Origin of the sequence: uncultured Thermomonas sp. (assembly GCF_937872235.1) — a bacterium.
Lineage (GTDB): Bacteria > Pseudomonadota > Gammaproteobacteria > Xanthomonadales > Xanthomonadaceae > Thermomonas > Thermomonas beijingensis.
Genome location: NZ_CALMPC010000022.1, coordinates 1 through 25,424, shown reverse-complemented (window position 1 = coordinate 25,424; position 25,424 = coordinate 1). Strand labels below are relative to the sequence as shown.

The 25,424-nt window shown below is 62.4% G+C and carries 25 protein-coding genes and 1 pseudogene; 18 read left to right on the top strand and 8 right to left on the bottom strand.

Annotation, left to right across the window (positions count from 1 at the left end; translation table 11 throughout):
• A partial coding sequence (locus tag QWB57_RS02415) for a DEAD/DEAH box helicase family protein (RefSeq protein WP_288968174.1) occupies positions 1-2,586 on the top strand: 2,586 nt, incomplete at its 5' end.
• A gap of 22 nt (positions 2,587-2,608) precedes the next feature.
• Here QWB57_RS02415 and QWB57_RS02410 read toward each other — a convergent pair.
• The gene (locus tag QWB57_RS02410; RefSeq protein WP_223629154.1) at positions 2,609-2,941 is read right to left on the bottom strand and encodes a metalloregulator ArsR/SmtB family transcription factor; all 333 of its coding nucleotides are present in this window, start codon (positions 2,939-2,941) and stop codon (positions 2,609-2,611) included.
• A gap of 65 nt (positions 2,942-3,006) precedes the next feature.
• On the opposite strand from QWB57_RS02410, the gene QWB57_RS02405 reads away from it, so the two are divergent.
• Genes QWB57_RS02405 through QWB57_RS02365 form a run of 9 tightly spaced genes read left to right on the top strand, consistent with a single transcriptional unit; the run spans position 3,007 to position 11,878 of the window.
• A complete protein-coding gene (locus QWB57_RS02405; protein WP_288968172.1) occupies positions 3,007-4,314 on the top strand; it encodes an FAD-dependent oxidoreductase in 1,308 nt (435 codons plus the stop codon).
• A gap of 28 nt (positions 4,315-4,342) precedes the next feature.
• Entirely contained in the window at positions 4,343-4,558 is a 216-nt protein-coding gene (locus QWB57_RS02400) for a DUF2892 domain-containing protein (protein ID WP_223629156.1), read from the top strand.
• Positions 4,559-4,586: 28 nt separating this feature from the next.
• The gene (locus QWB57_RS02395; RefSeq protein ID WP_288968171.1) at positions 4,587-5,681 is read left to right on the top strand and encodes an efflux RND transporter periplasmic adaptor subunit; all 1,095 of its coding nucleotides are present in this window, start codon (positions 4,587-4,589) and stop codon (positions 5,679-5,681) included.
• Between the two features lie 10 nt (positions 5,682-5,691).
• Positions 5,692-8,934, top strand: coding sequence for an efflux RND transporter permease subunit (locus tag QWB57_RS02390; protein ID WP_288968175.1), 3,243 nt, complete (start codon positions 5,692-5,694; stop codon positions 8,932-8,934).
• On the top strand, positions 8,931-9,407 hold the full coding sequence (locus QWB57_RS02385; protein WP_223629158.1) for an OsmC family protein: 477 nt from the start codon (positions 8,931-8,933) through the stop codon (positions 9,405-9,407). Before QWB57_RS02390 ends, QWB57_RS02385 begins: the two co-directional genes overlap by 4 nt.
• Positions 9,404-9,844, top strand: coding sequence for a thioredoxin TrxC (gene trxC / locus QWB57_RS02380; RefSeq protein ID WP_288968170.1), 441 nt, complete (start codon positions 9,404-9,406; stop codon positions 9,842-9,844). The genes QWB57_RS02385 and trxC overlap by 4 nt, the downstream gene beginning before the upstream one ends.
• A gap of 15 nt (positions 9,845-9,859) precedes the next feature.
• A complete protein-coding gene (locus QWB57_RS02375; protein WP_223629160.1) occupies positions 9,860-10,219 on the top strand; it encodes a carboxymuconolactone decarboxylase family protein in 360 nt (119 codons plus the stop codon).
• On the top strand, positions 10,216-10,737 hold the full coding sequence (locus QWB57_RS02370) for a sulfur transferase domain-containing protein (RefSeq protein ID WP_223629161.1): 522 nt from the start codon (positions 10,216-10,218) through the stop codon (positions 10,735-10,737). Before QWB57_RS02375 ends, QWB57_RS02370 begins: the two co-directional genes overlap by 4 nt.
• Before the next feature lie 10 nt (positions 10,738-10,747).
• Positions 10,748-11,878, top strand: a complete 1,131-nt coding sequence (locus tag QWB57_RS02365; protein ID WP_223629162.1) for an FAD-dependent oxidoreductase — start codon at positions 10,748-10,750, stop codon at positions 11,876-11,878.
• 9 nt (positions 11,879-11,887) lie between these two features.
• Here the strand turns inward: QWB57_RS02365 and QWB57_RS02360 are convergent, their stop codons facing one another.
• The 5 genes from QWB57_RS02360 to cydP are packed head-to-tail and all read right to left on the bottom strand — an operon-like array spanning position 11,888 to position 15,154.
• Positions 11,888-12,139, bottom strand: coding sequence for a cyd operon YbgE family protein (locus QWB57_RS02360; protein ID WP_223629163.1), 252 nt, complete (start codon positions 12,137-12,139; stop codon positions 11,888-11,890).
• A 10-nt stretch (positions 12,140-12,149) separates the two neighbouring features.
• Positions 12,150-12,275, bottom strand: a complete 126-nt coding sequence (cydX, locus tag QWB57_RS02355; protein ID WP_223629164.1) for a cytochrome bd-I oxidase subunit CydX — start codon at positions 12,273-12,275, stop codon at positions 12,150-12,152.
• The gene (gene cydB, locus QWB57_RS02350; protein ID WP_223629165.1) at positions 12,275-13,408 is read right to left on the bottom strand and encodes a cytochrome d ubiquinol oxidase subunit II; all 1,134 of its coding nucleotides are present in this window, start codon (positions 13,406-13,408) and stop codon (positions 12,275-12,277) included. The genes cydX and cydB overlap by 1 nt, the downstream gene beginning before the upstream one ends.
• Positions 13,401-14,990 carry a cytochrome ubiquinol oxidase subunit I gene (locus tag QWB57_RS02345; RefSeq protein ID WP_223629166.1) on the bottom strand — a complete coding sequence of 530 codons (1,590 nt, stop codon included), beginning with the start codon at positions 14,988-14,990 and terminating at the stop codon, positions 13,401-13,403. The genes cydB and QWB57_RS02345 overlap by 8 nt, the downstream gene beginning before the upstream one ends.
• A 5-nt stretch (positions 14,991-14,995) precedes the next feature.
• The gene (cydP, locus tag QWB57_RS02340; protein WP_223629167.1) at positions 14,996-15,154 is read right to left on the bottom strand and encodes a cytochrome oxidase putative small subunit CydP; all 159 of its coding nucleotides are present in this window, start codon (positions 15,152-15,154) and stop codon (positions 14,996-14,998) included.
• Positions 15,155-15,239: 85 nt separating this feature from the next.
• Between cydP and QWB57_RS02335 the strand changes: the two genes are divergently transcribed.
• From QWB57_RS02335 to QWB57_RS02325, 3 genes are all read left to right on the top strand, one after another.
• The gene (locus QWB57_RS02335) at positions 15,240-16,187 is read left to right on the top strand and encodes a nucleoside hydrolase (RefSeq protein WP_223629168.1); all 948 of its coding nucleotides are present in this window, start codon (positions 15,240-15,242) and stop codon (positions 16,185-16,187) included.
• A gap of 80 nt (positions 16,188-16,267) precedes the next feature.
• Positions 16,268-16,510, top strand: a complete 243-nt coding sequence (locus QWB57_RS02330; protein WP_223629169.1) for a type B 50S ribosomal protein L31 — start codon at positions 16,268-16,270, stop codon at positions 16,508-16,510.
• 187 nt (positions 16,511-16,697) lie between these two features.
• On the top strand, positions 16,698-17,987 hold the full coding sequence (locus tag QWB57_RS02325) for a citrate synthase (protein WP_223629170.1): 1,290 nt from the start codon (positions 16,698-16,700) through the stop codon (positions 17,985-17,987).
• Between the two features lie 79 nt (positions 17,988-18,066).
• Here QWB57_RS02325 and QWB57_RS02320 read toward each other — a convergent pair whose 3' ends face one another.
• Together QWB57_RS02320 and QWB57_RS02315 are read right to left on the bottom strand one after the other, a co-directional pair.
• Positions 18,067-18,741, bottom strand: a complete 675-nt coding sequence (locus tag QWB57_RS02320) for a hypothetical protein (protein ID WP_223629171.1) — start codon at positions 18,739-18,741, stop codon at positions 18,067-18,069.
• Positions 18,742-18,808: 67 nt separating this feature from the next.
• Positions 18,809-21,340 (bottom strand): penicillin-binding protein 1A, encoded by a 2,532-nt coding sequence (locus QWB57_RS02315; RefSeq protein WP_288968167.1) that lies wholly within the window; start codon positions 21,338-21,340, stop codon positions 18,809-18,811.
• A gap of 239 nt (positions 21,341-21,579) precedes the next feature.
• Here QWB57_RS02315 and QWB57_RS02310 point away from each other — a divergent pair, with 239 nt between their 5' ends.
• From QWB57_RS02310 to QWB57_RS02290, 5 genes and pseudogenes are all read left to right on the top strand, one after another.
• Positions 21,580-22,638 carry a pilus assembly protein PilM gene (locus tag QWB57_RS02310; protein WP_223629173.1) on the top strand — a complete coding sequence of 353 codons (1,059 nt, stop codon included), beginning with the start codon at positions 21,580-21,582 and terminating at the stop codon, positions 22,636-22,638.
• Positions 22,638-23,336 (top strand): PilN domain-containing protein, encoded by a 699-nt coding sequence (locus tag QWB57_RS02305; RefSeq protein WP_288968164.1) that lies wholly within the window; start codon positions 22,638-22,640, stop codon positions 23,334-23,336. The genes QWB57_RS02310 and QWB57_RS02305 overlap by 1 nt, the downstream gene beginning before the upstream one ends.
• The gene (gene pilO, locus QWB57_RS02300; RefSeq protein ID WP_223629175.1) at positions 23,333-24,022 is read left to right on the top strand and encodes a type 4a pilus biogenesis protein PilO; all 690 of its coding nucleotides are present in this window, start codon (positions 23,333-23,335) and stop codon (positions 24,020-24,022) included. Before QWB57_RS02305 ends, pilO begins: the two co-directional genes overlap by 4 nt.
• Positions 24,023-24,114: 92 nt before the next feature.
• A pseudogene (locus QWB57_RS02295) lies at positions 24,115-24,543 on the top strand (pilus assembly protein PilP); the annotation flags it as partial.
• A gap of 15 nt (positions 24,544-24,558) precedes the next feature.
• Positions 24,559-25,424 (top strand): AMIN domain-containing protein (locus QWB57_RS02290; protein WP_288968163.1); only part of this gene is annotated, 866 nt, incomplete at its 3' end.

Genomic DNA, 25,424 nt, shown 5'->3' with positions numbered 1-25,424 from the left:
TTCCTGCACGCATGGCGTGCGCAGGCCGAGGCCAACCCCGGCACCCGGCAGGCCAGCCGGTTGGCGTTCGAGCAATGCACGCAGGCCAATTTCGGCTTCCGCATTCCCTACCACGCGCCTGAAGCATTGGCTGCGGACGATGTGCCGGTGGTCTGCCTGCGCGTGCCCACCGGTGGTGGCAAAACGGTGATTGGCGGCCATGCCATCGCCCGCGCCAAGCGCGCATTGCCGCTGGGCGAGCGCAGCCTGACCGTGTGGCTGGTGCCTACCGATGCTATCCGCACGCAAACCTTGCGCGTGCTGAAAACCCCCGGCGAGTTGCTCTACCGCGAGTTGCGCACATTGTTTGGTGAGGTGGCGGTGCTGGATATCGACGAGGCGCTGGCGGTGCCGCCCTCGGTGCTGGATGGCCACGACACCATCATCGTGGCCACCATGCAGGCGTTCAAACAGGCCGATACCGAACGCTTGGCGGTGTATCGCGCCAATGGCGCGCTGATGGAGCATTTTCGCGGTATCGAAGGCAGCGGCTGGTCGCTGGTGGAAGCGCTGGCGCTGCGCCGCCCGTTCATCGTGGTGGATGAGGCGCACAACCAAGGCAGCGAACTGGCGTTCGATACCTTGGCGCGGCTGGCCCCCAGCGCGGTGCTGGAATTGACCGCCACCCCGGACCGCCTGCATCAACCGTCCAATGTGCTGGTGTCGATTTCCGCCTCCACCCTGCAAAGCGAGGACATGATCAAGCTGCCGGTGGATATGGCCGTACACCCGGACTGGCGCATTGCCCTGCGTGAGGCCATCGCCCAGTTGGGTGCGCTGCAACGCGAGGCCGATGCCGAATGCGTGGCCACCGGCGAAGTGCTGCGGCCGATCATGCTGTTGCAGGCCGAGCGCCAGCAGAAAGACAACCCGGACGCGATGACCGTGGACCGCGTGCGTGCGGCGTTGATCGATGAATTCGGCATCCCCGCCGCGCAGATCGCACGTTCCGCCACCGGCGTGGATGAGCTGGTGGATGTGGATGCGGCCGCGCTGCGCTTTGTCATCACCTCGGACAAATTGCGCGAAGGTTGGGACTGGCCAGCGGCGTATGTGTTGATGAGCTTTCGCGGCAGCAGCACGCAGATGGCGCTGGAACAGGTGCTGGGTCGCGTGCTGCGCATGCCGCAGGTGACCCGCAAGCAGCACGAGGCGCTCAACCGCGCCTATGCCTTCGCGGTGTCCAGCAATATCGCCGAGGTGGCCGCCACCCTGCGTGATGGTTTGGTGCAGGCCGGGTTTGAACGGCAAGACATCAATGATCTGGTGCGTACCGTCATGCCGCAGGCAGATGGCGCGGAAGACCTGTTCCGGCAGAACGCCAGTGTATCGTTGTCATTGCCGATGGCTGGCGATGCGGTGGTGTTGCCGGATTTCAGCCAAATACCGGACGCCACCCGCAAGCGGATCGAAGGCAAGCTGGATATTTCGCCGGAAACCGGCAGCATGACCTTGCGCGGGCAGTGGAAGCCTGCGGAACAGAAAGCACTGCAGGACGCATTCGCCGGCACCACGGCGGCGGCGGGCCTTGAGCGGGCGTTCAACCGCTTGGCCGCACCCGTCGAATTGCCCGTGCAGACACCTTCAGAGCGTGGCGAGGCGTTCAGCCTGCCGCTGTTGGCGTGGTCGCAGGGTGATTGGCTGGTGGACCTGGGCGACGCGCCGCCACTGGAAGGCACGCTGGCGCTGGGCGAGATCGATCCTTTGCTGGATGAGGCGGCCTATCCGCGTGAACTGGAAACCCTGCAACGCCGGCGCCTGCAAATGAATGACGCCGGCAGGCTGCACCTTGATCCGCTGGAAAAGCTCGACGTGCAGATGGGCCTGTTCGGCGTGCGCGACACCGCCAGCGTGGAAGATCTGCTGTGGACGTTGGAGCAGCATCTTTCGGCAGCGGATCTGGAACCGGATGAGCTTTCGGCGTGGCTGTCCGGTGTGCTGCGGCACTTGCAGGAAGCACGCGGTTTTTCCATCGACGAGCTGGCCTATCGCCGGCCACGCCTGCGCGAGGCGCTGGGTGAACGGATTGCGGCGGCACGGCGCATGGGACATCGCCAGCGCTTTCTCGATTTGCTGGGCGATGAGACGCAGATGAGCGCGGATGCGCGCCTGCAATGCGTGTTCAAAAGCGGCCGTTATGCCTGGGACTCGCTGTACAACGGCTTCATCACCCTGCCCAAGCACTTCTTCCCGCAGATCGGCAACCTGAAATCGCAAGGCGAAGAGTTCGAGTGCGCGGATTTCATCGCCAATCGTCTGGACGGCGTGCGCGACTGGGTGCGCAATATCGAACGCAAGCACGGCGCGTTCTCGTTGCCGACCTCGAAACAGCGTTTCTATCCCGACTTCCTGCTGCGCATGCAGGACGGCCGCATGCTGGTGGTCGAGTACAAAGGCGCGCATCTGTACAACGACCCCGATCAGGTGGAAAAGCGCCGTATCGGTGCGCTGTGGGCCAGGCGCGCGGGCAAGGGTTTTGGCTTCGTGATGCCCAAGCAGAAAGAGTGGTCGGCGATCCAGCAGGCGTTGGACGACATGCGCGCATGACGCCCGATGCTATCGGGCTGATTCAGGTCGCGCAGGCGGGTGTGCCGCAATAAATCCCGTGCAGGGTTTCAATGATGCGCTGCGCCGGGCCTTTGGCCAGCGTGTAGTAAATCGTCTGTGCTTCGCGCCGCGTCGTCACCAAGCCGTCGTTGCGCAACACCGCCAAGTGCTGTGACAGCGCCGATTGGCTGAGATCCACCCGGGCGTTGAGCTCGCCGACCGAGCGTTCGCCTTCCACCAGCAGGCACAACAGCATCAGGCGCTTGTCATTGGCCAGTGCGCGCAGCAGTTGCGCGGCATCGGCGGCGTGTGCGCGCATGGCTTCTGGATCTATTGGGGAGTCCTTTTTTGTCATCGCGGCAAAATATCACTTGACTCTAATATAAGCAAGTACTAATGTATGGTTGTTGCCGAAGTGGCATGACTTGGGGCATTGCAATGGCGAAGTTTGTGGTGGTGGGCGCGGGGCTGGGCGGCATGAGTGCGGCGTACGAGCTGCGCGAAACCCTCGGCAAGGGGCATGACATTGTGTTGGTTGGGGTGGGCGAGAGTTTCGGCTTCACGCCCTCCAATCCGTGGCTGGCGGTGGGTTGGCGCAAGCAGGACGACATCACCTTGCCGGTGGGCGAGCACGTGGGCAAACACGGCATTCGTTATGACAGTAGCGGGGTGGCGCAGATCGATGCGGCAGGCAATGCGGTGGTGACGGGCAAAGGTGACCGTATTGATTACGACTACTTGTTGATTTGCACCGGTCCCAAACTCGCCTTTGAAGAAGTGCCCGGTACCGGGCCGCACGGTGGATTCACCCAGTCGATCTGCACCACACCGCATGCCGCGCAGGCATGGGAGGCGTATCAGGAATTTGTGAAGAACCCCGGCCCGGTGGTTATTGGCGCGGTAGCCGGGGCCAGCTGTTTTGGCCCCGCATATGAGTTCGCGATGATTGTCGATGCCGATCTGCGCAAGCGCAAATTGCGCGACAAGGTGCCGATGACGTTCGTCACCAGCGAACCCTATATCGGGCATATGGGGTTGGGCGGTGTGGGTGATTCCAAAGGCTTGATGGAATCGGAAATGCGCCAGCGTCATATCCACTGGGTGGTCAATAGCAAAGTGACGGACGTGCGCGATGGCGAAATGACCGTACTGGAGCACGATGCCAAGGGCCAGCCAGCAGATACACGCACACTGCCGTTCAAGTTTTCGATGCTGCTGCCCGCCTTCAAAGGCGTGGATGCGGTGGCTGCAGTGGAAGGGCTGTGCAATCCACGCGGGTTTGTGATCGTGGATAAGCAGCAGCGCAGCCCCAAATACCCCAAGATTTTTTCAGCCGGCGTGTGCGTGGCCATTCCGCCCGTAGAAGCGACGCCAGTGCCCACTGGTGCGCCGAAAACGGGGTTCATGATTGAGTCGATGGTTACCACCATCGTGAAAAACATCCAAGCCGAACTCAAAGGCGAGGCAGCAAATTTCGAAGGCACGTGGAACGCGGTGTGCTTGGCTGATATGGGCGATACCGGCGCGGCGTTCGTGGCGCTGCCACAGATTCCGCCGCGCAACGTCACCTGGACCAAAATCGGCAAATGGGTGCATCTGGCCAAAATCGGGTTCGAAAAATATTTCCTCTACAAGATGCGCAACGGTACCAGCGAGCCCATCTATGAAAAACACATCTTGAGCCTGCTTGGCATCGAGCGGCTGAAAGACGTAAAGCGTTCTTCCTGATTTCGACCACTACACAAGGAGATTCCCCATGAGCCTCGACCGTGCCGTACAAGCCTTTGCCGGCGTGATGGTGTTGATCAGCGTGTTGCTGACCCAATTCGTCCATCCTTATTTCTTCTGGATGACCGTGTTTATCGGTTTCAATTTGTTCCAGTCCGCGTTCACCGGCTTTTGCCCTGCCGCCAAAGTGATGAAGAAACTTGGCATCGGGCGTGGTCAAGAGTCGTCTTGCAACCGCTGTTGATCCACTGCATCCAATCCAGAGAAACGCCATGTCCAAGACTTCACTGACCCTATTGCCGCTGCTGCTGGCACTGTCCGCGTGCAGCCACGACAAGCCGGTCGCCACGCCGGCATTACCCAAAGACCTTGCCACGTTCGCGGTGGATGCCGGGGCGGGCTTGCCCGGGCGTGGTTGGGATGGTGTGGTAGAGGCGGTACAGCGCGCAGATTTGGCCGCGCAAACCGCAGGCCGGGTGGCGGCGGTCTTGGTGGATGTGAATCAGCCGGTAAAGGCGGGTGATGTGCTGCTGCGTATTACGGCGGTGGAGCAAGACGCCGGGGCCAATGCCGCACGCGCGCAACTGCGTGCGGCAGACGCATCAGCGGCGGAAGCGGAACAAAATTACAAGCGTTTTGCCGCGCTGGCCGATGCGCAATATGTCTCCAAAGCACAGATCGACCAAGCGCGTGCGGCGCGTGATTCTGCCGTGGCGGCGCGCAATGCCGCTGCCGCAATCGCGGCGCAGGCGGCGCAACAAGCGGCGTACACGGTGGTGCGTGCGCCGTATGCCGGTGTGATATCGGCACGCACTGTGGAACCGGGTGAAACCGTAGCCCCCGGCATGCCGCTGATGCGCATGTACGCGCCGAATGCGTTGCGGATTGAAGTGGCGGTACCGCAAACCCGCGCCGATGCCATCCGCAAGCAGACGCAAGCACAGGTGTTGCTGGCCGATGGGCGTAGTGTGGTGCCTGCCGAGGTTATCGTGTTTCCGGCCGCAGATCCGGCGACGCATAGCGTCAATGTGCGGGTGAATTTGCCCAAGTTGGCGGTGCCGCCTGCGCCGGGGACCACCGCGAAAGTGGTGTTCGCTGCAGACACGCAAGCCGCCAATACGGAGGCAGGCAAAGGCGCTGTGCGCATTCCCGCAAGCAGCATCACCCAGCGCGGTGAACTTAGTGCGGTGTATGTGGTGCAAGACGGCCGCCTGCTGTTGCGGCAATTGCGTTTGGGTGCACGCAGCGGTGACCGCGTTGAGGTGATTGCTGGTTTGACCCCGGGAGATGTGGTGGCCAAAGACCCGGTTGCGGCCACGCAAGCACTGGCCCAGCAGCGCAAAGCGATGGAGTCTGGCCGTGACTGAGCTCCCGCGCATGGGCATTTCCGGGCGCCTGGCCGCAGCCTTCCAAAACAATCCGCTCACGCCCATTTTGTTGATCGTGGGATTGTTGCTGGGCCTGCTGGCGGTGATCGTCACCCCGCGCGAAGAAGAGCCGCAGATCGATGTCACCATGGCCAATGTCATGGTGCCGTTTGATGGCGCCAGCAGCCGCGACGTGGAGCAATGGGTGTCCACGCCGCTGGAGCAGAAGCTTTCGGAAATCGAAGGCGTCAAGCATGTCTATTCGATCAGCCGCCCCGGCATGGCGGTGCTCACGGTGGAGTTTGAAGTGGGTGTGGCGCGGCAGCCGGCACTGGTGCGCCTGTATAACCAGGTGTTTTCCAACGGTGATTTTCTGCCGCAAGGTGTGGGTGTGGGGCAACCCATCGTCAAACCCAAAGGGATTGATGATGTGCCGGTGATGGCGCTAACCCTATGGAGTGATGACGCGCGGGTGGACGCCACTGCGCTGGCCGAAGTGGCCCATTCCTTGGAGGCGGATCTTAAACGCATCCCCGGCACACGCGATATCTACACCATCGGCGCACCTAATCGCAGTGTCTTGGTGACGCTGGATGCTGCCAAGCTTGCCGCTTACGGCATGGCCAGTAATGACCTGGCGCAAGCGTTGCAAGCGGCCAATGTTGTGCATCAGGCAGGGGAACGTATTGATGCTGGCACCGGTGCGGTGCCGGTGACGGCGGGCCGCTATTTGGCCAATGCGGAAGATGTGGCCAATCTGGTGATTGGTAGCCAAGGCGGTAAACCACTGTTGCTATCGGATGTCGCCCACATCCAAGCGCGTGGCGATATCGCATCGCAATATGTTTGGTACGGCGCACCTGCCGGGCGCGCAGGCCCCAAAGCGGGCACCGCGCCCGCAGTGACGATTGCCATTGCCAAAAAACCAGGCAGTAATGCCGCAGATATCACCACCGCCGTTAGCAAGCGCATTGCGCAGCTGCGCGGCGAGTTGATTCCTGCAAACGTGCATGTGGATATCACCCGCGACTATGGCGCCACTGCCAGCGATAAAGCGCAAAAACTCATTCAAAAATTGATCTTCGCGACCGGCAGCGTGGTGCTGTTGGTGCTGTTCGCACTCGGTTGGCGCGAAGCGATTGTGGTCGGCACGGCGGTGGTGCTCACGCTGGCTGTCACCTTGTTTGCATCGAAGATGATGGGCTTCACCCTTAATCGGGTGTCTTTGTTCGCGCTGATTTTTTCCATCGGCATTTTGGTGGACGATGCGATCGTGGTGGTGGAAAACATCCACCGGCATATGGCACGCGATGGCAAATCGCTGATCGAAGCCATCCCGCCCGCCGTGGATGAAGTCGGCGGTCCCACCATTTTGGCGACATTCACCGTGATTGCCGCGCTGATGCCAATGGCATTTGTGTCGGGCTTGATGGGCCCGTATATGCGGCCCATTCCGGTGAATGCGTCGGTGGGGATGCTGCTGTCGCTGGCGATTGCGCTGATCGTCACCCCATGGTTGTCGTTGAAGCTGCTGGCGCGGCATGGGCAAAGCGAACATGCCGAACAGTCCCACGAAGCGCAACAAGCGGGCTGGCTGCACCGCCTGTTCGAACGGGTGATGTCGCCGTTTTTGAAAGGCGAGCAAGCAGGCAGAAAACGGGCATTGCTATTTGCGTCGATGTTGGGCTTGGTCTTGCTGTCGGCGTCGCTTGCCGTCTTCAAGCTGGTGGTGTTGAAGATGCTGCCGTTGGATAACAAGTCTGAAGTACAAGTGGTGGTGGATATGCCCGAAGGCAGCACCTTGGAGCAAACGAATGCGCTGCTGACCGAGCTTGCCGCCAAGCTTGATGGCGTGCCAGAAGTGCTGAACTACCAAGGCTATGCAGGCACCGCAGCACCGATCAATTTCAATGGCTTGGTGCGCCAATATTTCCTGCGCAGCGGCAATAACGTGGGGGATCTGCAAGTCAACTTGGTGGACAAACATCACCGCAAACGCCAGAGTCATGCCATCGCGCTGGCGGTGCGTCCCGCACTTGCCAAGCTGGGTGAAAAATACGGCGCATCCGTCAAAGTGGTGGAAGTGCCGCCCGGCCCGCCGGTGCTCTCGCCCCTAGTGGCGGAAGTCTATGGCCCCGATTACGCCGGGCAACGCAAGATTGCCAAAGCTTTGGAGCAAGACCACTTCGTCCGCACAGAAGGTATTGTCGATATCGATACCAGCGTAGAAGCCAATGCCCCGCGCGAGCAGATTGTGGTGGATCGCGAGCGCGCTGCACGGCTAGGTGTGCCGCAATCGGCGATTACCGATGCCATTGCGATGGGTGTTGCCGGGTTGGCCGCAACATATGTGCACGATGGCGTTTCAAAATATCCACGCCCGGTGCGGCTGCGCTTGCCTGCGCAAGATCAAGCCGCTCTGGAGGGTGTTTTGGCGATCAAGGTGCGCGCGATGCAGGGCCAACTGGTGCCGCTGTCGGAGCTGGTGCGCGTAGAAAAAACCACATGGGATGGTGCGATCTATCACAAAGACGGCTTGCCCGTGGTGTATGTGATGGCCGATGAAGCCGGTAAATTGGATAGCCCGCTGTACGGCATGTTCAATATCGTGTCGCAACTCAATGAACACAAGGTCGCAGGGCAAACGCTGGCGCAGACCTTCATCAGCCAACCTGCCGATACCAGCAGCTATGCGATCAAATGGGATGGCGAATGGCAGATCACCTATGAAACGTTCCGTGACATGGGCATTGCCTATGCCGCCGGCATGGTGCTGATCTATCTTCTGGTGGTCGCGCAGTTCCGCAGCTACTTGGTGCCACTGGTGATCATGGCGCCGATCCCGCTGACCGTGATTGGCGTCATGCCGGGGCATGCACTGCTGGGCAAGCAGTTCACCGCCACCAGCATGATCGGCATGATCGCGCTGGCCGGCATCATCGTGCGCAATTCCATTTTGCTGGTGGACTTCATCAACCAGGAAACCGCGCGTGGCGTGCCGTTGGTGGATGCCGTGATCGATGCCTGCGCGGTGCGTGCCAAGCCCATTGTCCTCACTGGTGTGGCGGCGATGCTGGGTGCATTCTTCATTCTCGATGACCCGATCTTCAACGGGCTGGCGATCTCGCTGATCTTCGGCATCCTGGTCAGCACCGTCCTCACGCTGGTGGTGATCCCGTTGTTGTATTACGTGCTCAAGCGCAGGACAGCGGATGCCGGCCATGCCGAGCAAACAAATGGAGGAGCAAGATGAGTGGCGAAGACGGCATCCGGCTGCTGCTGGAACAGGACGGGCCTTACGCGTTCCGGATCAGTTTCGAAGGCGCCGGCCTGGACGCCTTGCACACCGATGAAAGCACGCCGCTGGGCGCGGGTGCGGGCCCTACTCCGTCGCACCTGCTGCTGGCGGGTATTGCCAACTGTCTATCGGCCAGCCTGCTGTTCGCGCTGCGCAAGTTCAAGAATGCGCCGGGCCTGATCCGCACCGAGATCGTCGCCGACAAGGTGCGCAACGCCGCCGGCCGCTGGCGCATCCCACGCGCTGAGGTGGTGATCCGGTTGTCGGATGCCGCGACCGGGCTGGAGCATTTCGACCGCGTGCTGGGCCAGTTCGAGGAGTTCTGCATCGTCACCCAGAGCGTGCGCGAGGGCATGCAGGTGGACGTCCGCATCATCGACGCCGATGGCACCGAATACGTGCCCGGAGGCGCGGGGAAGGCCGCATGAGCGCCGCCCCATCCACTATCGTCGCTTGCCCGGCCTGCAACGGCCTGAACCGTGTGCCCGATGCGCGGCTGGCGGAGGCTCCCAAGTGCGGCAAGTGCGGCGCTGCGCTGTTCACCGGCCATCCGCTGGCGCTGGATGGTGCCGGCTTCCATGCCCACGTCGAGCGTGCGGACTTGCCGCTGTTGGTGGATTTCTGGGCACCATGGTGCGGGCCGTGCCGGATGATGGCCCCGCAATTCGAGGCGGCGGCCAGGCAATTGGAGCCGCGGCTGCGGCTGACCAAGGTGGATACCGAAGCGCAGCCTGCGCTGGGCAGCCGCTTCGGTATCCGCAGTATTCCCACCTTGGTATTGTTTCGCCAGGGCCATGAGCTTGCGCGGCAGTCGGGTGCCATGGGTACTGCCGATATCGTGCGCTGGACGCACCAGTTTCTTTGATCGAAGGAGTGTTACATGAGCCAGTCGTTTCCGGATTTGATCGATGATCTCAACGCCGCCATTGGCAAGTTCCGGGAGGGCGCGCCCGAGCCGATGCGGGGGTTTTCCATGCTTGCGCGCGAAGCGCTGAAGCCCGGCGCGCTGGACGTGAAGACCAAGGAATTGATCGCCATGGGCATTGCAGTCGCGGTGCGCTGCGATGGTTGCATCGGCTTCCATGCCAAGGCGGCCATCGGTGCCGGCGCCAGCCGGCAGGAAATCCTGGAAACCTTGTCGATGGCGATCTACATGGGCGCAGGGCCCTCGATGATTTATGCCGCCGAAGCACTGCGCGCCTATGATGAGCTTTCGCCGGCACCGGAAGCCAGTACATGAACACGCTGCATCGCATCGCCTGTGGCACAGCACTGGCGGCGCTGGTGAGCGGCTGCGCACACGCGCCGATGACCACCACCATCGGTACGCAAACCCCGCTGATGCAGCCGTTGCCGGGTTTGTTTACCGCCGGCCAACCGGCGGCGAATGACTGGGTGCTGATCAAAGCCGACGGCATTCGTACCGTCATCAATCTGCGTGCAGCGGGGGAACTGAAAGACCGCAACGAGGCCGCCGAGGTCAAGGCAGCGGGCCTGCACTACCTGGAAATCCCGGTGCCAGGTGGCGAAGGCATCAATCTGGCCAATGCGCGCTTGTTGCATGTGGCGTTGGCCCCCAGGCACGGTGGCGGCGTGCTGGTGCATTGCGCCAGCGGTAATCGCGCGGGGGCGTTGTTGGCACTGGAGCAAAAAGACTTTGATGGCGCGTCTGCGCAGTCGGCCTTGGAGTTGGGCCGCAAAGCGGGTGTCACCCACATCGAACCCGTATTGAAAAAAGCGCTGGGAATCGGCGAATAAGGGGCGCGAGATGACCACACGCATCACCGTGGTGGGCGCTGGCTTCGCCGGCCTCACCGCGCTGCGCACCCTGCGCCGGCACGCGCCGGACGCCGAACTCACCCTGGTGGCACCGGAGGCGGCGCTGCACTACCTGCCCGGTACCATCTGGATTCCCTCGGGCCTGCGCAGCCGCACCGACTTGGTGGTGCCGCTGGACGCCTTCCTGCGCCGCGAGCGCATCGCCTTCCATCGCGCCCGCGCCACCGGGCTGTCGGCGGATGCGCGCACCCTGCACACCGACGCGGGCGACATGGCGAGCGACGGCCTGATCGTCGCCACCGGCGCGCGCTTCATCCGCAAGTTGCCGGGCATCGAGCACGCCATCATCCCTTGCGAGGGCGTGGACGCCGGCGAGGCGATCCGCGACCGGCTGGCCGCGCTGGAGGGCGGCACGCTCTGCTTCGGCTTCGGCAGCAACCCGAACGAGCCCATCGCCATGCGCGGCGGCCCGGTGTTCGAGTTCGTGTTCGGCATCGACACCCTGCTGCGCAAGCAGCGCCGCCGCGACCGCTTCCGGCTGGCGTTCTTCAGTCCGTCGGAGAAACCCGGGCAGCGCCTGGGCGAGAAGGCGGTCGGCCTGATCCTGGGCGAGATGCGCAAGCGCGGCATCGACACCGTGCTGGGCGAGAAACCGCAGCGCTTCGAGGCTGACGCCGTGCAGCTGGAGCGCACCCGCCTGGACAGTGCGATGACCGTGTTCATGCCCGGGCTGACCGGGCAGGCGTGGCTGGACGCCACGGCGTTGCCGCGGTCGCCCGGTGGCTTCGTGCAGGGCGATGCGCAGTGCCGCGTGCCCGGCGTGGCCTGCACCTACGTGGCCGGCGACGGCGGCAGCTATCCCGGTCCCGACTGGCTGCCCAAGCAGGCCCACCAGGCCGATCTGCAGGCCGAGGTGGCCGCACGCAACCTGCTGCGCACCCTGCGCGGTGAGCCGGCGGAGGAAGCGTTCACCGCCGAGCTGGTGTGCATCGTGGACACGCTCGATCGCGGCCTGCTGGTGACCCGTAAGGGTGCCGGCGGTCGCGCGCTGCCGCCGCTGCGCATGATGCACTGGGCCAAGGCGGCGTTCGAGAAGCGCTACCTGCGCCGCTACCGCTGAGCCAACAGATCAGGCGGTCCAGAACAGACCGGCGGTCACGGCTGCCGCGGGCCAAAGCACCCATGGCGAAAACAGGTGCGTGGCCCAGCGCGCATGGAAGCGGAACCCGCTGCCGTGCACGAACAGCGCGCAGATCGCCAGCAGCACCAGCGTCATCCGCCCGTGTTCGGACGCCGTGAGTGCCTGCCCGCGAGCTGCGGGCAGGAACAGCAGGGCCAGCGCCAGACCGGTCCCGCCCAGCAGCGACAGCAACCGGGCCAACGCGGCGCCCTCAGGGGGCTTCGAACGGCCGCTTCACGCCGCGCGCGCGGTCGCTGTGCAGCTCGTACCACATGGCATTGAGGATCGCGAACGCGGCGGCGAACGCGATGCCGAGGATCCAGGTGAAGTACCACATCAGTAACCACCTCCGTTGCGTGCTTGTTCTTCGACGTGGGCGCGGGTTACTTTGCCGCGCATGATCCGGAATGCCCAGGTGCTGTAGGCCAGCACCAGCGGCAGGAACACCGCGGTGGCGAACAGCATGATCCCCAGCGTGCGCTGGCTGGACGAGGCGTCCCAGACCGTGAGGCCATGGCCGGGATCGGTGGCCGATGGCAGCAGGAAGGGAAACAGCGCGACGCCGGCGGTCAGGATGACGGTGGCCACCGCCACGGCGCTGGCGACGAAGGCGATCACGCGTTGGCGCACCACCGCCACCGCCAGCATCGACAGGGCGGCCAGTCCCGGCACCAGCCACAGCACCGGGTGGGCCCGCGGGTTGCCCAGCCAGGCGCCGGCTTCCACCACGACTTGCTTGCCCAGCGGATTCGACGGGCCGTCCGCCATGGCGCCAGCGACGATGGCGTGGCCCGGCAGGAACGCGAGCCAGGCGCCGGCTGCCGCGAAGGCGGCCAGCGTGATCACCGCGGCCACGCGTGCCACGCGGTGCGCACGGTCGCCGACCGGGCCTTCGACCTTCATCGCACCAAAGGTGGCACCGTGCATCACCAGCATGGCCAGGCTGACCACGCCCGCGACAAGCGCGAACGGATGGAACAAGCCGAAGAACCGGCCGTCGTAGACCGGCAGCAGGTTGTCGGTGAAGTGGAAGGGCACGCCCAGGAACAGGTTGCCAAATGCCACGCCGAACACCAGCGATGGCACCGCGCCGGCCACCATCAGCGCCCAGTCCCAGCCATTGCGCCATGCCGGGTGCTGGACCTTGTTGCGGAAGTTGAAGCCGACGGGCCGCAGGATGAGTGCCAGCAGTACCAGCAGCATCGCGAAATAGAAGCCGGAAAACGAGGCCGCGTAGAGCATCGGCCACGCCGCGAATACCGCGCCACCGCCAAGGATGAACCAGACCTGGTGGCCCTCCCAATGGGGTTCGATGGCCTCCAGAGCCATCCGGCGCTCGGTGTCGTCGCGGGCGATGAACCGGTAGATCGCGCCCAGGCCCAGGTCGTAGCCATCGGTGACGGCGAAGCCGATCAGCAGGATGCCCAGCAGCAGCCACCAGATCTCGCGCAGGGTGCCGTAGTCAAACATGGCCGTTCTCCTTGGCGGTGGCGTGGGTCTCGTGCGCCTGCTGCGCGTCCGGTAGTGGCCACAGCCTCAGGCCTTCGGGGCCGGCCTTGACCATGCGCCGCATCAGGAACACGTCGAACACGGCCAGCGTGGTGTACAGCAGGACGAAGCCGATCAGGCTGCCGGTGACCTGTGCGCTGCTGGTGGACGAGACACCGAGGAAGGTCGGCAACACGCCGTCGATCGCCCAGGGTTGGCGGCCGTACTCGGCCACGATCCAGCCGAGTTCCGCTGCGATCCATGGCAGCGGCAGGCTCCACAGCGCGATGCGCAGGAAGCGCGGGTTCTCCAGCTTGCGCTTGCTCGCCAGCAAGAAGGCCCAGGTGAACAGCGCGATGAAGAAGAAGCCCAGCGCCACCATGATCCGGAACGAGAAGAACAGCACCGGTACGTTCGGCACGGTCGACCAGGCAGCCTGGTCGATCACGCGTTCGTCGGCCTTGGCCGGATCGTCCACGTACTTCAGGGTCAGCAGGCCGAAGCCCAGGTCCTCGCGCTTGGCCAGGAACGCCTGCTGTTTCGCCGGATTGGTCCGGTCCGCGCGCACGGCGGCCAACGCCGCGTGCGCCTCGATCCCGTTGCGGATGCGCTGCTTGTTCTGCTCCACCAGGTCATGGATACCTGGCACCTGCTCGTCCAGCGAGCGGGTGGCGATCATGCCCAGCGCCCACGGGATCCGCACCGCCGCCTTGGTCTCGCGCTCCTCCATGCTGGGCAGGCCGAACAGCGTGAACGACGCCGGTGCCGGTGCCGTATGCCACTCGGCTTCGATCGCCGCGACCTTCATGTGCTGGTTCTCGGACGCGGTGTAGCCGCTCTCGTCGCCCAGTACCACCACCGACAGCGCGGAGGCAAGGCCGAAGCTGGCGGCCACCGTGATGGAGCGTTTGGCGAACTGCAAGTTGCGCCCCTTCAGCAGGTAGTAGGCGCTGATCGACAGCACGAACATCGCGCCGGTCACGTAGCCCGCGCTCACCGTGTGCACGAACTTCGACTGCGCCACCGGATTGAACAGCACGGCGGCGAAGTCGGTCACTTCCATCCGCATGGTCTCGAAGTTGAACTCGGCACCCACCGGATTCTGCATCCAGCCGTTCGCGATCAGGATCCACAGGGCCGAGAAATTCGCACCCAGCGCCATCAACCAGGTCACCACCATGTGTTGCAGCCGGCTCATGCGGTCCCAGCCGAAGAAGAACAGGCCGACGAAGGTGCTCTCCAGGAAGAACGCCATCAGGCCTTCGATGGCCAGCGGCGCGCCGAAGATGTCACCGACGTAGTGCGAGTAGTAGGCCCAGTTGGTGCCGAACTGGAATTCCATGGTGATGCCGGTGGCCACGCCCATGGCGAAGTTGATGCCGAACAGCACGCCCCAGAACTTCACCATCTGCTTCCAGATGACGCGCCCGGTCATCACGTAGACGCTTTCCATGATCGCCAACAGCAGCGCCAAGCCCAGCGTCAGCGGGACGAACAGGAAGTGGTACAGGGCAGTGATCGCGAACTGGAGCCGCGACAGATCGACGACGTGCAGGTCAGGCATGACACTTACCTCGGGGGGGATTCAAGGCGGCGGCCCACGGCGTCTGCGTCGACGTCCGGGCGATGTGCAGGAGTGAAGAACAGGGCGTAAAGCAGTGCCAGCACGATCACCTTGGCGATGACCACGAAGACTAAGTGGACGACGGTGCTGCGCAGGAGCTTCATGAGGATCCGTAATAATTAAGATCATTCTAATATAAATATCGGACTGCACAATCCCCTGAGTCCGGGCGTAGGCCATAATCGGGTGATGAAGACATCCCGTATTCCTCTGTTGATTGATACCGACCCCGGCGTGGACGACGCGCTGGCCCTGCTGATGGCCTTCAACGACCTGCAGCATGAGGTGGTGGGCTTGACCATTGCCGCCGGCAATGTGGGCCTTGCGCACACCGTCGCCAATGCATTGAAACTGTGCGAAGTCTGCGCAGTGCGGGTGCCGGTATTTGCCGGCACCGATGCACCGCTGGTGTTCCCCGCGCGTGATGCCGCTTATGTGCACGGGCGCGATGGGTTTGGCGATACCGGCTATGCGCCTGCAGCCCGCCATGCCGAGGCCGAACACGCGGCGCTGGCGATCTTGCGGCTGTCGCACGAGCACGCCGGCAACTTGCTGCTAGTGGCGTTGGGCCCGCTGACCAATCTGGCGTTGGCGCTCAAACTGGACCCCAGCTTGCCATCGCGAATTGCGCGCTGCGTGGTGATGGGCGCGGCGGTCAGCGCGCACGGCAATATCACCGCAGCGGCCGAGTTCAATATCGCCTTTGATCCAGAGGCGGCGCATATCGTGTTTTCCGCATTCCCGAAGATCGAGCTGGCCGACTGGGAAGCGGTGCTGGCACACGGCTTCCGCCATGACGATGCCGAGCGCTGGCTGGCGGCGGACTCGCCGCGGGCGCGTTTTTATGCCGGCATCTCCGCCCATACCCGCGCCTGGGCCAAGGCCGGCCGCGGCGAGCGCTGGCATGCCGCCGACGCGCTGGCGATGGCGCTGGCCTTGCAGCCGGAGGGTGCGCTGGAGCTGCGGGAGCGGCCGCTGGTGGTGGAAACCGCCGGTCAGCACGCACGCGGAGCCACGATTGTCGATTGGAACCGGCAAACCGGCGCAGCAGATAATGTGGCGATCCTGATGCGCTATGACCAGGCACGTTTCGAGGCCATGATCGAGGCCGCGTTGGCGGCCCCTGGCGGGGCCTGAATTCGGTACAGTTGCACGCCCGGCCACGGCGCGTCTATAATGCGCGGCTCACAATCCGTTCCACTTCCTAGAGTTTGCTCATGAAAGCCGGCATCCATCCCGAATACCGCGACGTCGTCTTCCAGGACGTGACCTCGGACTTCAAGATTCTGACCCGTTCCACCCTCGCCAGCAAAGAAACGGTGAAGTGGGAAGACGGCAATGAATATCCGCTGATCAAAGTGGAAGTCTCGTCGTCTTCGCACCCGTTCTACACCGGTCAAAACAAGATCATGGACACCAGTGGTCGCGTGGATCGGTTTCGCAAGCGCTACCAGAAATAAGCACCTGGCGCTTGTTGTTGCAACGGCCGCCTTTAGGCGGCCGTTTTGCTGTGCGTGGCAGGCTCACATCAGGCGATTGTGACGTTAGTCCAAGGTCGAGCTCGGCAAGCGTATGCGATAATTCGGGTTTCCCCATGCGCAGGCGCATGGCCAATGGCCGTTGCCGCGCTCCCCACTGGAGGTTCTTGTGTCCAACCTTGACCAGATCACCCTGAATGCAGGTGACAAATCGATCGCCATGCCGGTGCTGCACCCGACGCTGGGCCAGCCCTGCGTGGATATTGCGAAGTTGCCAAAAGAAACCGGCTGCTTCACCTATGACCCGGGCTTTGGCGCCACCGCCAGCTGCAAGTCGGCGATTACCTACATTGATGGCGATGCTGGCGTGTTGCTGTATCGCGGCTATCCCATCGAGCAACTGGCTGAGAAGTCCAGCTTCACTGAAGTTGCCTATCTGCTGATGCACGGCGAGCTGCCCAACGCGCTGCAGTTGTCCGGCTTCGAGCACGAGGTGACTCACCACTCGATGATGCATGAGGCGTTTCGTACTTTCCTGTATGGCTTCCGCCACGATGCGCACCCGATGGCGATGCTCACCGGGATGCTGGGTTCTCTGGCCAGCTTCTACCACAATGATCTGAACATCGAAGACCCGGAACAGCGGCGTTTGGCGGCGATCCGCCTGATCGCCAAAATCCCGACGATTGCCGCTGCTTGCCATCGCTATTCGATCGGCTGGCCGATCCGCTACCCGCGTAACAATCTGGAATACACCACCCGCTTCCTGCACATGATGATGGAAGTGCCCAGCGAGCCGCTGGAGCTGAACCCGGTGGCGGCCAAGGCGCTGGATTTGCTGTTCATCCTGCACGCCGATCACGAACAAAACGCATCCACCTCCACCGTGCGTTTGGTCGGCTCCACCGGTGCCAATCCGTATGTCAGCGTCGCCGCAGGCGTTGCCGCACTGTGGGGCCCGGCACATGGTGGTGCCAATGAGGCGGTGCTGAAAATGCTGGGCGAAATCGGTCGTCCGGAGAATGTGCAGTCGGCGGTGGACAAGGCCAAGGACAAGGAATCCGGCTTCCGCCTGATGGGCTTTGGCCATCGCGTCTATAAGAACTTCGATCCACGCGCCAAGATCATCCGCGAGATGACCTACAAAGTGCTGGGCGAGCTTGGCGTCAACGATCCGCTGCTGGACGTGGCGATGAAGTTGGAAGAAGCGGCGCTGAAGGATGATTACTTCGTACAGCGCAAGCTCTACCCGAATGTTGATTTCTACAGTGGCATCATCTACAAGGCGCTGGGGATCCCGGTGGAAATGTTCACCGTGATGTTTGCGATCGCGCGTACTGCCGGCTGGGTCAGCCACTGGCTGGAGCAGCAGAACGACCCGGAAAACCGGATCGGGCGTCCGCGTCAGGTCTATACCGGCGCCCCGACCCGCGACTATGTCGGAATCGCGCAGCGCTGAGTCAGGCAGCACCACCGCGACACGCTCAGGCGCCCCGCAGTGCGGGGCGTTTGTCTGGGTGGGCTGCTTTCTGGGTGGGCTACTTCAAGTCCGCAATATTGCCGGTGATCCCAGGCTCTGCCAATAGCAGGCGGAGTTGGTTAAGTGAGAGGCGTCGCATCGGTTTGCCATCAACCCCTGAAAGCGGCGCTTGCCGCAAGCTGTCCTGTGGCAACACCGTCACGTCAAATTCCAGGCCTTCGGCACTGAATAACCACGCCGGCGCATCGATGTTGCGCTCGTGATCCAGCCGTAACCGATGGCTGCGGGCACTTGCGGGAATGCGGTGCTCTTCCAGCCAGCGGGGCACGGCATCGGCATCGTCGCTGTGCAGGTGCAAACTCACCGGGGAGTGGGCATCGGCGGTGCCGTCCAGCACTGGCCCCACCAGCCGTGGCTGGAAGTGCTGGAAGAATTCCAGCGCCGGCAAGGCCGCTTCGCGCCGGCGTTGCAATTCGGCCTGCCGGTGATCCCCCAGGAACAGGCGTTGATGCTCGCGCAGGGCGTCCTCGATTTCGCGATTGCGCGGCAGGGATGCATCATCAAGGATGCCAAGTCGCTGCGCCGCCTTGCGTTTGGCCAAGTGGAAATCACGGATGCCGCCTTCCGCCATCAGCCGGGCCGCTTCGGTGGCCAGCTGGTGTCGGCGCTCACGCACGCGGGTCTGGGCGTGGATATGCGCGTGCGGTTTGGCGTGTGGATGGCTGGTCGACATCGTTGATCCCCGCACAACGGCCTGCCCCGACTGTACCCGAGCCAGGGCAGGTCGTCATCTTCGAGTATCAGAAAATGTCGAAAGATTCCTCGGAGGGCTGAGTATCGGTGTCGGGTATGGCCAGGGTGTCTTCTTCCATCCGCTGCAAATCTTCTGCCTTCACCCACTCGGTGATGCCGCCTTCCACCCCCGGCAACAGCCGGCCGCTGGCGCTGACGCTGACCTTGACCATGCCTTCCGGTGGATCGGGTAGGCGCAGCGGTTGGTCTTTCAGGGCCACTGCCATGTAGCTGATCCAGATCGGCAGGGCTGCTTTGCCGCCGTATTCACGATAGCCCAGTGACTGGAAGTCATCCCGGCCCACCCACACGGTGGTGACGTACGGGCCGCCAAAACCGGAAAACCACGCGTCGCGGTGGTCATTGGTGGAACCAGTCTTGCCGCCTACGTCATCACGGTTCAGTACTCGTGCGGCGGTGGCGGTGCCACGCTTGACTACATCCCGCATCATCGAGGCCAACTGCCACGCTACCCGTGAATCAATCGCACGTGGCGCAACTTTCGAGCTGGAATCAGCCGGGGTGCTGGACGTTAGGGTATTTGCAGGCATGCTGGCCGTGGCTGCTTTGCCGGTGCTCGCCTGCGCCGGCGCCGCGCTGGCCGCAGCAGTACCGGCGGGGCCCAGGTCAAAGCCATCCACTTTGCCTGATGGTGCAGGTGCAGCAGCTTGCCCGGGTGTGGCGGCGACTGTGCAGCTGGGACAGGCGATGGCGGGGCTTTCCTTGAACAGTTCCTTGCCGTCGCGATCGCGCACACTGTCAATGAACCAAGGTGTGGTCAGGAAGCCGCCGTTAGCGAATACGGTGTAGCCACGCGCCACCGAGATCGGGGTCAACGAGGCGGTCCCCAATGACATCGACAGATTGGGCGGCAGGCTGGCTTCATCGAACCCGAAATGGCTGATATAGCGCCGTGCATAATCCACGCCGATGGTGTCCAGCAGGCGCACCGAAACCAGGTTGCGGGACTGCACCAGCGCCTCGCGCAAGCGCATCGGGCCGGCGAAGTTGCCGCCATCGTTTTGTGGCCGCCATTCATGGCCTTTGCGATCCTTGAACACCACCGGCGCGTCCAGCACGATCGAGGCGGGGTTGAAGCCGCGTTCCATCGCCGCCGCATACAGGAATGGCTTGAAACTGGAGCCCGGCTGGCGACGCGCCTGCACTGCGCGATTGAACTTGTTGCCGGCAAAGCTATATCCACCCACCAACGCCCGCAGCGCGCCGTTGTCGGCATCCAGTGATACCAGGGCCACTTGGGCCAGCGGCAATTGATCCAACTCCCATTGCGGCGGAGTATTGGGCTTGTCGGCAGGCACTGGCAGGCGGCGCACGCGCACCACATCACCACGTTGGGCCAACGCAGCGGCGGGTTTGCCGGTCCAGGACAGGGCGCTTCCGGCGAGCGTCAAAGTTTGGCCATCGGCAAGCACCAGCTGCAATTGGCCCGATTCGTTGGCCGTCACCACCGCGGGCAGCAGGCCGCCTTGCACGGGGATGTCGTGCAACAGGTGCCCAATCGCCTTGGCATCAGCGCCTGCTGGAACTTGCACGGTTTTGTTTGGCTTGCGCCAGCCGTGGCGACGGTCATACACCCGCAGACCATCCACCACTGCGCGATCGGCGGCCGCTTGCAGGGTGGGGTCGATGGTGGTGGTGACGTGGTAGCCCTTGTTGAGGACGTCGCCGCCATAGCGTTCCACCATTTGCTGGCGCACCATTTCGGCCACGTACGGGGCGTATACCTCGATCTGACGCTCATGCGGCGCAGCGTGCATGGGTACCTGGCGTGCGGCATCGACTTCGACACGGCTGGCAAAGCCGAGCTCTGCCATGCGCGGCAGGATGTAATTGTCACGCCGGATTCGGGCGCGATCGGGGTTGCTGATCGGGTTGCCACTGGACGGGAACTTGGGGATGCCGGCAAGCGTGGCGGCTTCATCCAGGTTCAGCTGATCCAGGGTTTTGCCGTAGTAGTACTCGGCGGCAGCGGCCACCCCATACGCGCGATTGCCGAAGAAGCTTTTGTTCAGGTACAGCTCAAAAATCTCGTCCTTGCTCAGCTCTCGCTCCATCTTCATCGCCAGCAGCATCTCAGCGAACTTGCGACGGAAACTGTATTCGGAGCTCAGAAAAAATTGCTTGGCAACTTGTTGGGTGATGGTGGAGCCGCCGGCCACCCGTTCTTGTCCGCCGGTCTTGGCCAGCAGCCAGATCGCGCGCGCCACGCCGGTGAAGTCAACCCCGTGGTGTTCGTAAAAATTGGCATCTTCGGCAGCAATAAACGCCTGCTTGACCCGCGCCGGCACCTTGCGGATATCGATCGGATAGCGGCGCATTTCGCCGAACAAACCAATCAGCCGGCCGTCGCGTGCATACACGTACATCGGCTCCTGCAGCTCGATATGGCGCAGGCTCTGGACATCCGGCAGGCGTGAGTTGATGGCATACACCAAGGCCCCGACAACCAGCGCTCCGATCAGGCAAATTGCGACGGAACCCAGCAAAAACCAGCGCAGCAGGCGAGAAAAACGGGGCATTGGCGCAAATTCCGATTGCAGTAAACAAGATCGCGGAGTATATGATGATGCGCCGGCAATCACCGGCCCACGGGGGTGGCCGGTTCAGATCTGCGCTTGCGTTGATCGAGCCGAGCGGGACGGAAAATGGGGTTTTCGGCGGGTGGGCTTTATGTTTGGCTTGCCTTGCGGTAAAAAGTCCGTTATTCATGTACTACAGCACCTAGTGCGCGCAAGCGACTGTGGGAAGGGGAGAAGCCGTGGGCTTGGGGACAAAAACACAACCGCCGTTGATCGGCGTGGACATCAGTTCGACCGCAGTCAAGCTGTTGCAGCTTGCGCGGACGGGCGATCGTTATCGCGTGGAGCACTACGCGGTGGAGCCGTTGCCGCCAAATGCGGTGCTGGAGAAAAATCTGGTCGAGGTCGAGGCTGTGGGCGAAGCGATTCGCCGTGCAGTGGCGCGCTCTGGCTCGCGGGTCAAGCATGCGGCTGCGGCGGTGTCTGGCTCGTCGGTAATCACCAAGGTGATTACCATGCCGGCGGCACTCGACGAAGACGAAATGGAGTCTCAGATTGAGCTCGAGGCGGTCAACTACATTCCGTATCCCGTCGAGGAAGTGAATCTGGACTTCGAGGTAATCGGTGCAGTACCGGGCAATTCCGAGTCGGTGCAGGTGCTGTTGGCGGCCTCGCGCTCGGAGAACGTCGAGGTGCGCGCCTCGGCACTCGAACTGGGTGGCTTGACTGCCAAGGTGATTGATGTCGAGGCCTTCGCCATCGAAAACGCGTTTGCGCTGATGGCGTCCACCCTCAACGTTCCGCGGGATGGCTTGGTAGCCTTGGTGGATGTCGGTGCAACCATGACCACGCTGAATGTCTTGCGCGGTGGCCGCAGCATCTACACCCGCGAAAACGTGTTTGGTGGCAAACAGTTGACCGACGAAGTCATGCGTCGCTACAGCCTGAGCTACGAAGAAGCCGGCTTGGCCAAGCGCCAGGGTGGTTTGCCGGAAAGCTATGAAATCGAAGTGCTGGAGCCATTCAAGGAAGCGATGGTGCAGCAAGTCAGCCGTCTCCTGCAGTTCTTCTATGCCGGTAGTGAATTCAATCGGGTCGATCAGATCGTGCTGGCCGGTGGCTGCGCGTCGATTCCGGGGATTGCGGCAATGGTGGAAGAGCAGCTCGGGATTCCGAGCGTGATGGCTAATCCGCTGGCGCAAATGACCCTCGGGCCGCGCGTGCAAGCGCATGCATTGGCTCAGGACGCGCCCGCTCTCATGATTGCCTGCGGGCTCGCACTCAGGAGCTTCGACTGATGGCACGGATCAATCTCCTCCCGTGGCGTGAAGAACGCCGCAAAGCACGGCAGAAGGAATTCGTCGGGATGCTGGGGCTGGCCGTGTTGGCCGGTATCCTGCTCTCCATCCTGATCTACAGCTTCTATACCGGGCGCGTTTCCAATCAGGCTGCACGCAACGATTTCCTGCGCGGTGAAATCACCAAGGTTGACGGTGAGATCAAGGAAATCGAAGCGCTTGACCAGAAAAAGGCCAAGTTGCTGGCGCGTAAGGAAGTCATTGAGCAGCTGCAAGCCAATCGTTCACAAATGGTGCATCTGTTTGACTCGCTGGTGCGCACCATTCCCGATGGTGTGGCACTGACCGCGATCAAGCAAGAGGGCGACATCCTCACCTTGAGTGGACGTTCGCAGTCCAATGCGCGGGTGTCGACCTATATGCGGCAACTGGAAAGCTCCGGCTGGATGACCAAGCCCGACCTCAATATCATTGAGGCGAAGGAGGGTAACCCGGGTCTGCCGTACGAGTTCACCCTGAAAGTCAAGTTGTCCGATCCCAGCAAGACCAAGGGCACGGACGCCACTGCACCCGCGGATGCGGCAGCTGCTCCGGCTGCAGCTCCGGCAGCTCCGGCAGCCCCGGCAACGGCCGCTCCAGCCGCAGTGCAGCCAGCCTCACCTGCCTCTGCACCTGCCGCAGGAGGGAGCAAGTCGTGAACGAAAAGAAAAAAATCAAACTCAACGAGTTGCAGCTCAACAACATCGGTGGCTGGCCACGCGAAGCGCAGCTGGGCTTTTGCGGGCTGGTGGCGTTGTTCATCGTAGTGCTGGCCTGGTTTTTGATGGTGAAAGGCAAGCAGGACGAATTGAAGTCGCTGGAAGCGCAAGAGTCCGATCTGAAAACAGAGTTCGAGACCAAGCAGGGCAAGGCCGCCAACCTGGAGCCACTCAAACAGCAATTGGTGCAGATGGAACAGCAGCTGCAGCAAATGCTGCGCCAGCTGCCCAGCAAGACCGAAATGCCTGACTTGATTGTGGATATCTCGCAGACGGCACTGGCCACCGGCATCCAGAATGACTTGTTCCAGCCGGGTCCGGAAACCAAGCAAGAGTTCTATGCTGAAAAGCCAATCATGTTGCGCATGGTGGGTACCTACCACCAGTTCGGGGCATTCGTCAGTGGTGTGGCCTCATTGCCACGGGTGGTCATCATGACCATGCACGACATCTCGCTGCAGCCCAAGAATGCCAAGAACAATCCAAATGCCCGCATTGGTCCCAACAGTGCGCTGGAGTTGGCAGGCACCGTGAAGACCTATCGCTATCTGGATGAAGAAGAATCGGCAGAATCCGAGGCAGCGGCCAAGGCTGCACCGGCTGTCGACAAGAAGGGGGGCAAGTGAGCATGCGCATGTCATTGTCCAATCGCCTGCCTTGGCTGCTGCTCCTGCTGCTCTGCGCCGCACTCACCGCTTGTGGCGGCGGGCGTGGGGAGCTGGAGAAGTGGGTTGCCGAGGTGAAGGCCAAGCCGGCCCCGCCGCTGGAGCCGTTGCCGGTGATGCAGCAGTTTGAAACCTTTGAATACACCGCCCAGAACCTGCGCGATCCGTTCGATCAGAGCTTCACTGGCGAAGGTGGCAATGGGCCGCGTCCGGATCCTGGTCGGCGCAAGCAGACCTTGGAAATGTTTTCTCTGGACGGCATGAAAATGGTCGGTACGTTGGGTACCGGGAAGGCGCTGGTGGCACTGGTGATGGCACCTGACAAGGTGACCTATCGCGTGCAGCCAGGCACCTACATGGGGCAAAGCGACGGTCGCGTGACCGCCGTGTACGAAGACCGGATTGAACTGGTCGAACTAGTTCCGGATGGCGCGGGCGGCTGGCTTGAACGCCCCGCCAAGATGGCGCTCGAAGACAATTGATTGGGGAATAAACCGATGACCTTCAACAACGCCACGCAAACGCAGCCGATCCGGCGCTCCTTGCCTCTGGGCCTGCTCACCGCCGCCGTCATGGTGGGGCTGTCTGCCAGCGGCGCAAGCGCAACGCCTGCTTTATCTATCACCGCCGTTGGTATCGGGCAGTCTGCAACCGGTGCACTGGCCGACCCGGCCAAGCGTACCCCCGATGCAGTGACTGTTTCCGCGATTGACTTCAAGCGCGGAGATGGTGGATCAGGCAAGCTGATCCTGAAATTCTCGGGTAACGGTGCTGCGCCTGATCTGCGCAACATGGGCTCAAACGTCATTGTCGATGTCGGCAATGCACAGCTGCCAGCGGCATTGCAGCGGCCGATGAATGTGACGGACTTCGCCACCCCGGTGCAGCGCATCGAGGCACGAGCAACCAGCAGCGGCACGCAGCTGGTGTTGGGTACACAGGGCAATTTCGAGTCCATGGCCTATCAGAGTGGCAACGAGTACATCGTTGAAATCGTGCCGCGTGCTGCCGCAGCCAGTGTGGCCAAGACCTCAGGCAAAGCGCCCGCAATGGGCGCGGTCAAGAGCAACGCGGCCAGTAGCGATGCCGGTACCCGCTATAGCGGCAAGTCTGTCACCTTCAACTTCCAGGACGTCCCCGTCCGCACGGTCTTGCAGCTGATTGCCGAAGAGTCCGGGCTCAACATTGTGGCCGCCGATAATGTGCAGGGTAATGTCACCTTGCGCCTGATGAATGTGCCTTGGGATCAGGCCTTGGATCTGGTGCTGCAAGCCAAGTCGCTGGACAAGCGTCGTAACGGCAACGTGGTGTGGGTGGCCCCGCAGAAGGAAATCGCCGATTTCGAACAGGCCAAGGAAGATGC

Excerpts from the sequence above, each read along its gene's own strand:
- QWB57_RS02385 (WP_223629158.1), top strand. The coding sequence starts at position 8,931 with ATGAGTGGCGAAGACGGCATCCGGCTGCTGCTGGAACAGGACGGGCCT.
- QWB57_RS02315 (WP_288968167.1), bottom strand. The coding sequence starts at position 21,340 with ATGCCCCGTTTTTCTCGCCTGCTGCGCTGGTTTTTGCTGGGTTCCGTC.
- cydX (WP_223629164.1), bottom strand. The coding sequence starts at position 12,275 with ATGTGGTACTTCACCTGGATCCTCGGCATCGCGTTCGCCGCCGCGTTC.
- QWB57_RS02375 (WP_223629160.1), top strand. The coding sequence starts at position 9,860 with ATGAGCCAGTCGTTTCCGGATTTGATCGATGATCTCAACGCCGCCATT.
- QWB57_RS02395 (WP_288968171.1), top strand. The coding sequence starts at position 4,587 with ATGTCCAAGACTTCACTGACCCTATTGCCGCTGCTGCTGGCACTGTCC.
- QWB57_RS02320 (WP_223629171.1), bottom strand. The coding sequence starts at position 18,741 with ATGTCGACCAGCCATCCACACGCCAAACCGCACGCGCATATCCACGCC.
- cydB (WP_223629165.1), bottom strand. The coding sequence starts at position 13,408 with ATGTTTGACTACGGCACCCTGCGCGAGATCTGGTGGCTGCTGCTGGGC.
- QWB57_RS02330 (WP_223629169.1), top strand. The coding sequence starts at position 16,268 with ATGAAAGCCGGCATCCATCCCGAATACCGCGACGTCGTCTTCCAGGAC.
- QWB57_RS02390 (WP_288968175.1), top strand. The coding sequence starts at position 5,692 with ATGGGCATTTCCGGGCGCCTGGCCGCAGCCTTCCAAAACAATCCGCTC.
- trxC (WP_288968170.1), top strand. The coding sequence starts at position 9,404 with ATGAGCGCCGCCCCATCCACTATCGTCGCTTGCCCGGCCTGCAACGGC.
- QWB57_RS02305 (WP_288968164.1), top strand. The coding sequence starts at position 22,638 with ATGGCACGGATCAATCTCCTCCCGTGGCGTGAAGAACGCCGCAAAGCA.
- QWB57_RS02410 (WP_223629154.1), bottom strand. The coding sequence starts at position 2,941 with ATGACAAAAAAGGACTCCCCAATAGATCCAGAAGCCATGCGCGCACAC.
- QWB57_RS02365 (WP_223629162.1), top strand. The coding sequence starts at position 10,748 with ATGACCACACGCATCACCGTGGTGGGCGCTGGCTTCGCCGGCCTCACC.
- QWB57_RS02370 (WP_223629161.1), top strand. The coding sequence starts at position 10,216 with ATGAACACGCTGCATCGCATCGCCTGTGGCACAGCACTGGCGGCGCTG.
- QWB57_RS02400 (WP_223629156.1), top strand. The coding sequence starts at position 4,343 with ATGAGCCTCGACCGTGCCGTACAAGCCTTTGCCGGCGTGATGGTGTTG.
- QWB57_RS02405 (WP_288968172.1), top strand. The coding sequence starts at position 3,007 with ATGACTTGGGGCATTGCAATGGCGAAGTTTGTGGTGGTGGGCGCGGGG.
- cydP (WP_223629167.1), bottom strand. The coding sequence starts at position 15,154 with ATGAAGCTCCTGCGCAGCACCGTCGTCCACTTAGTCTTCGTGGTCATC.
- QWB57_RS02335 (WP_223629168.1), top strand. The coding sequence starts at position 15,240 with ATGAAGACATCCCGTATTCCTCTGTTGATTGATACCGACCCCGGCGTG.
- QWB57_RS02345 (WP_223629166.1), bottom strand. The coding sequence starts at position 14,990 with ATGCCTGACCTGCACGTCGTCGATCTGTCGCGGCTCCAGTTCGCGATC.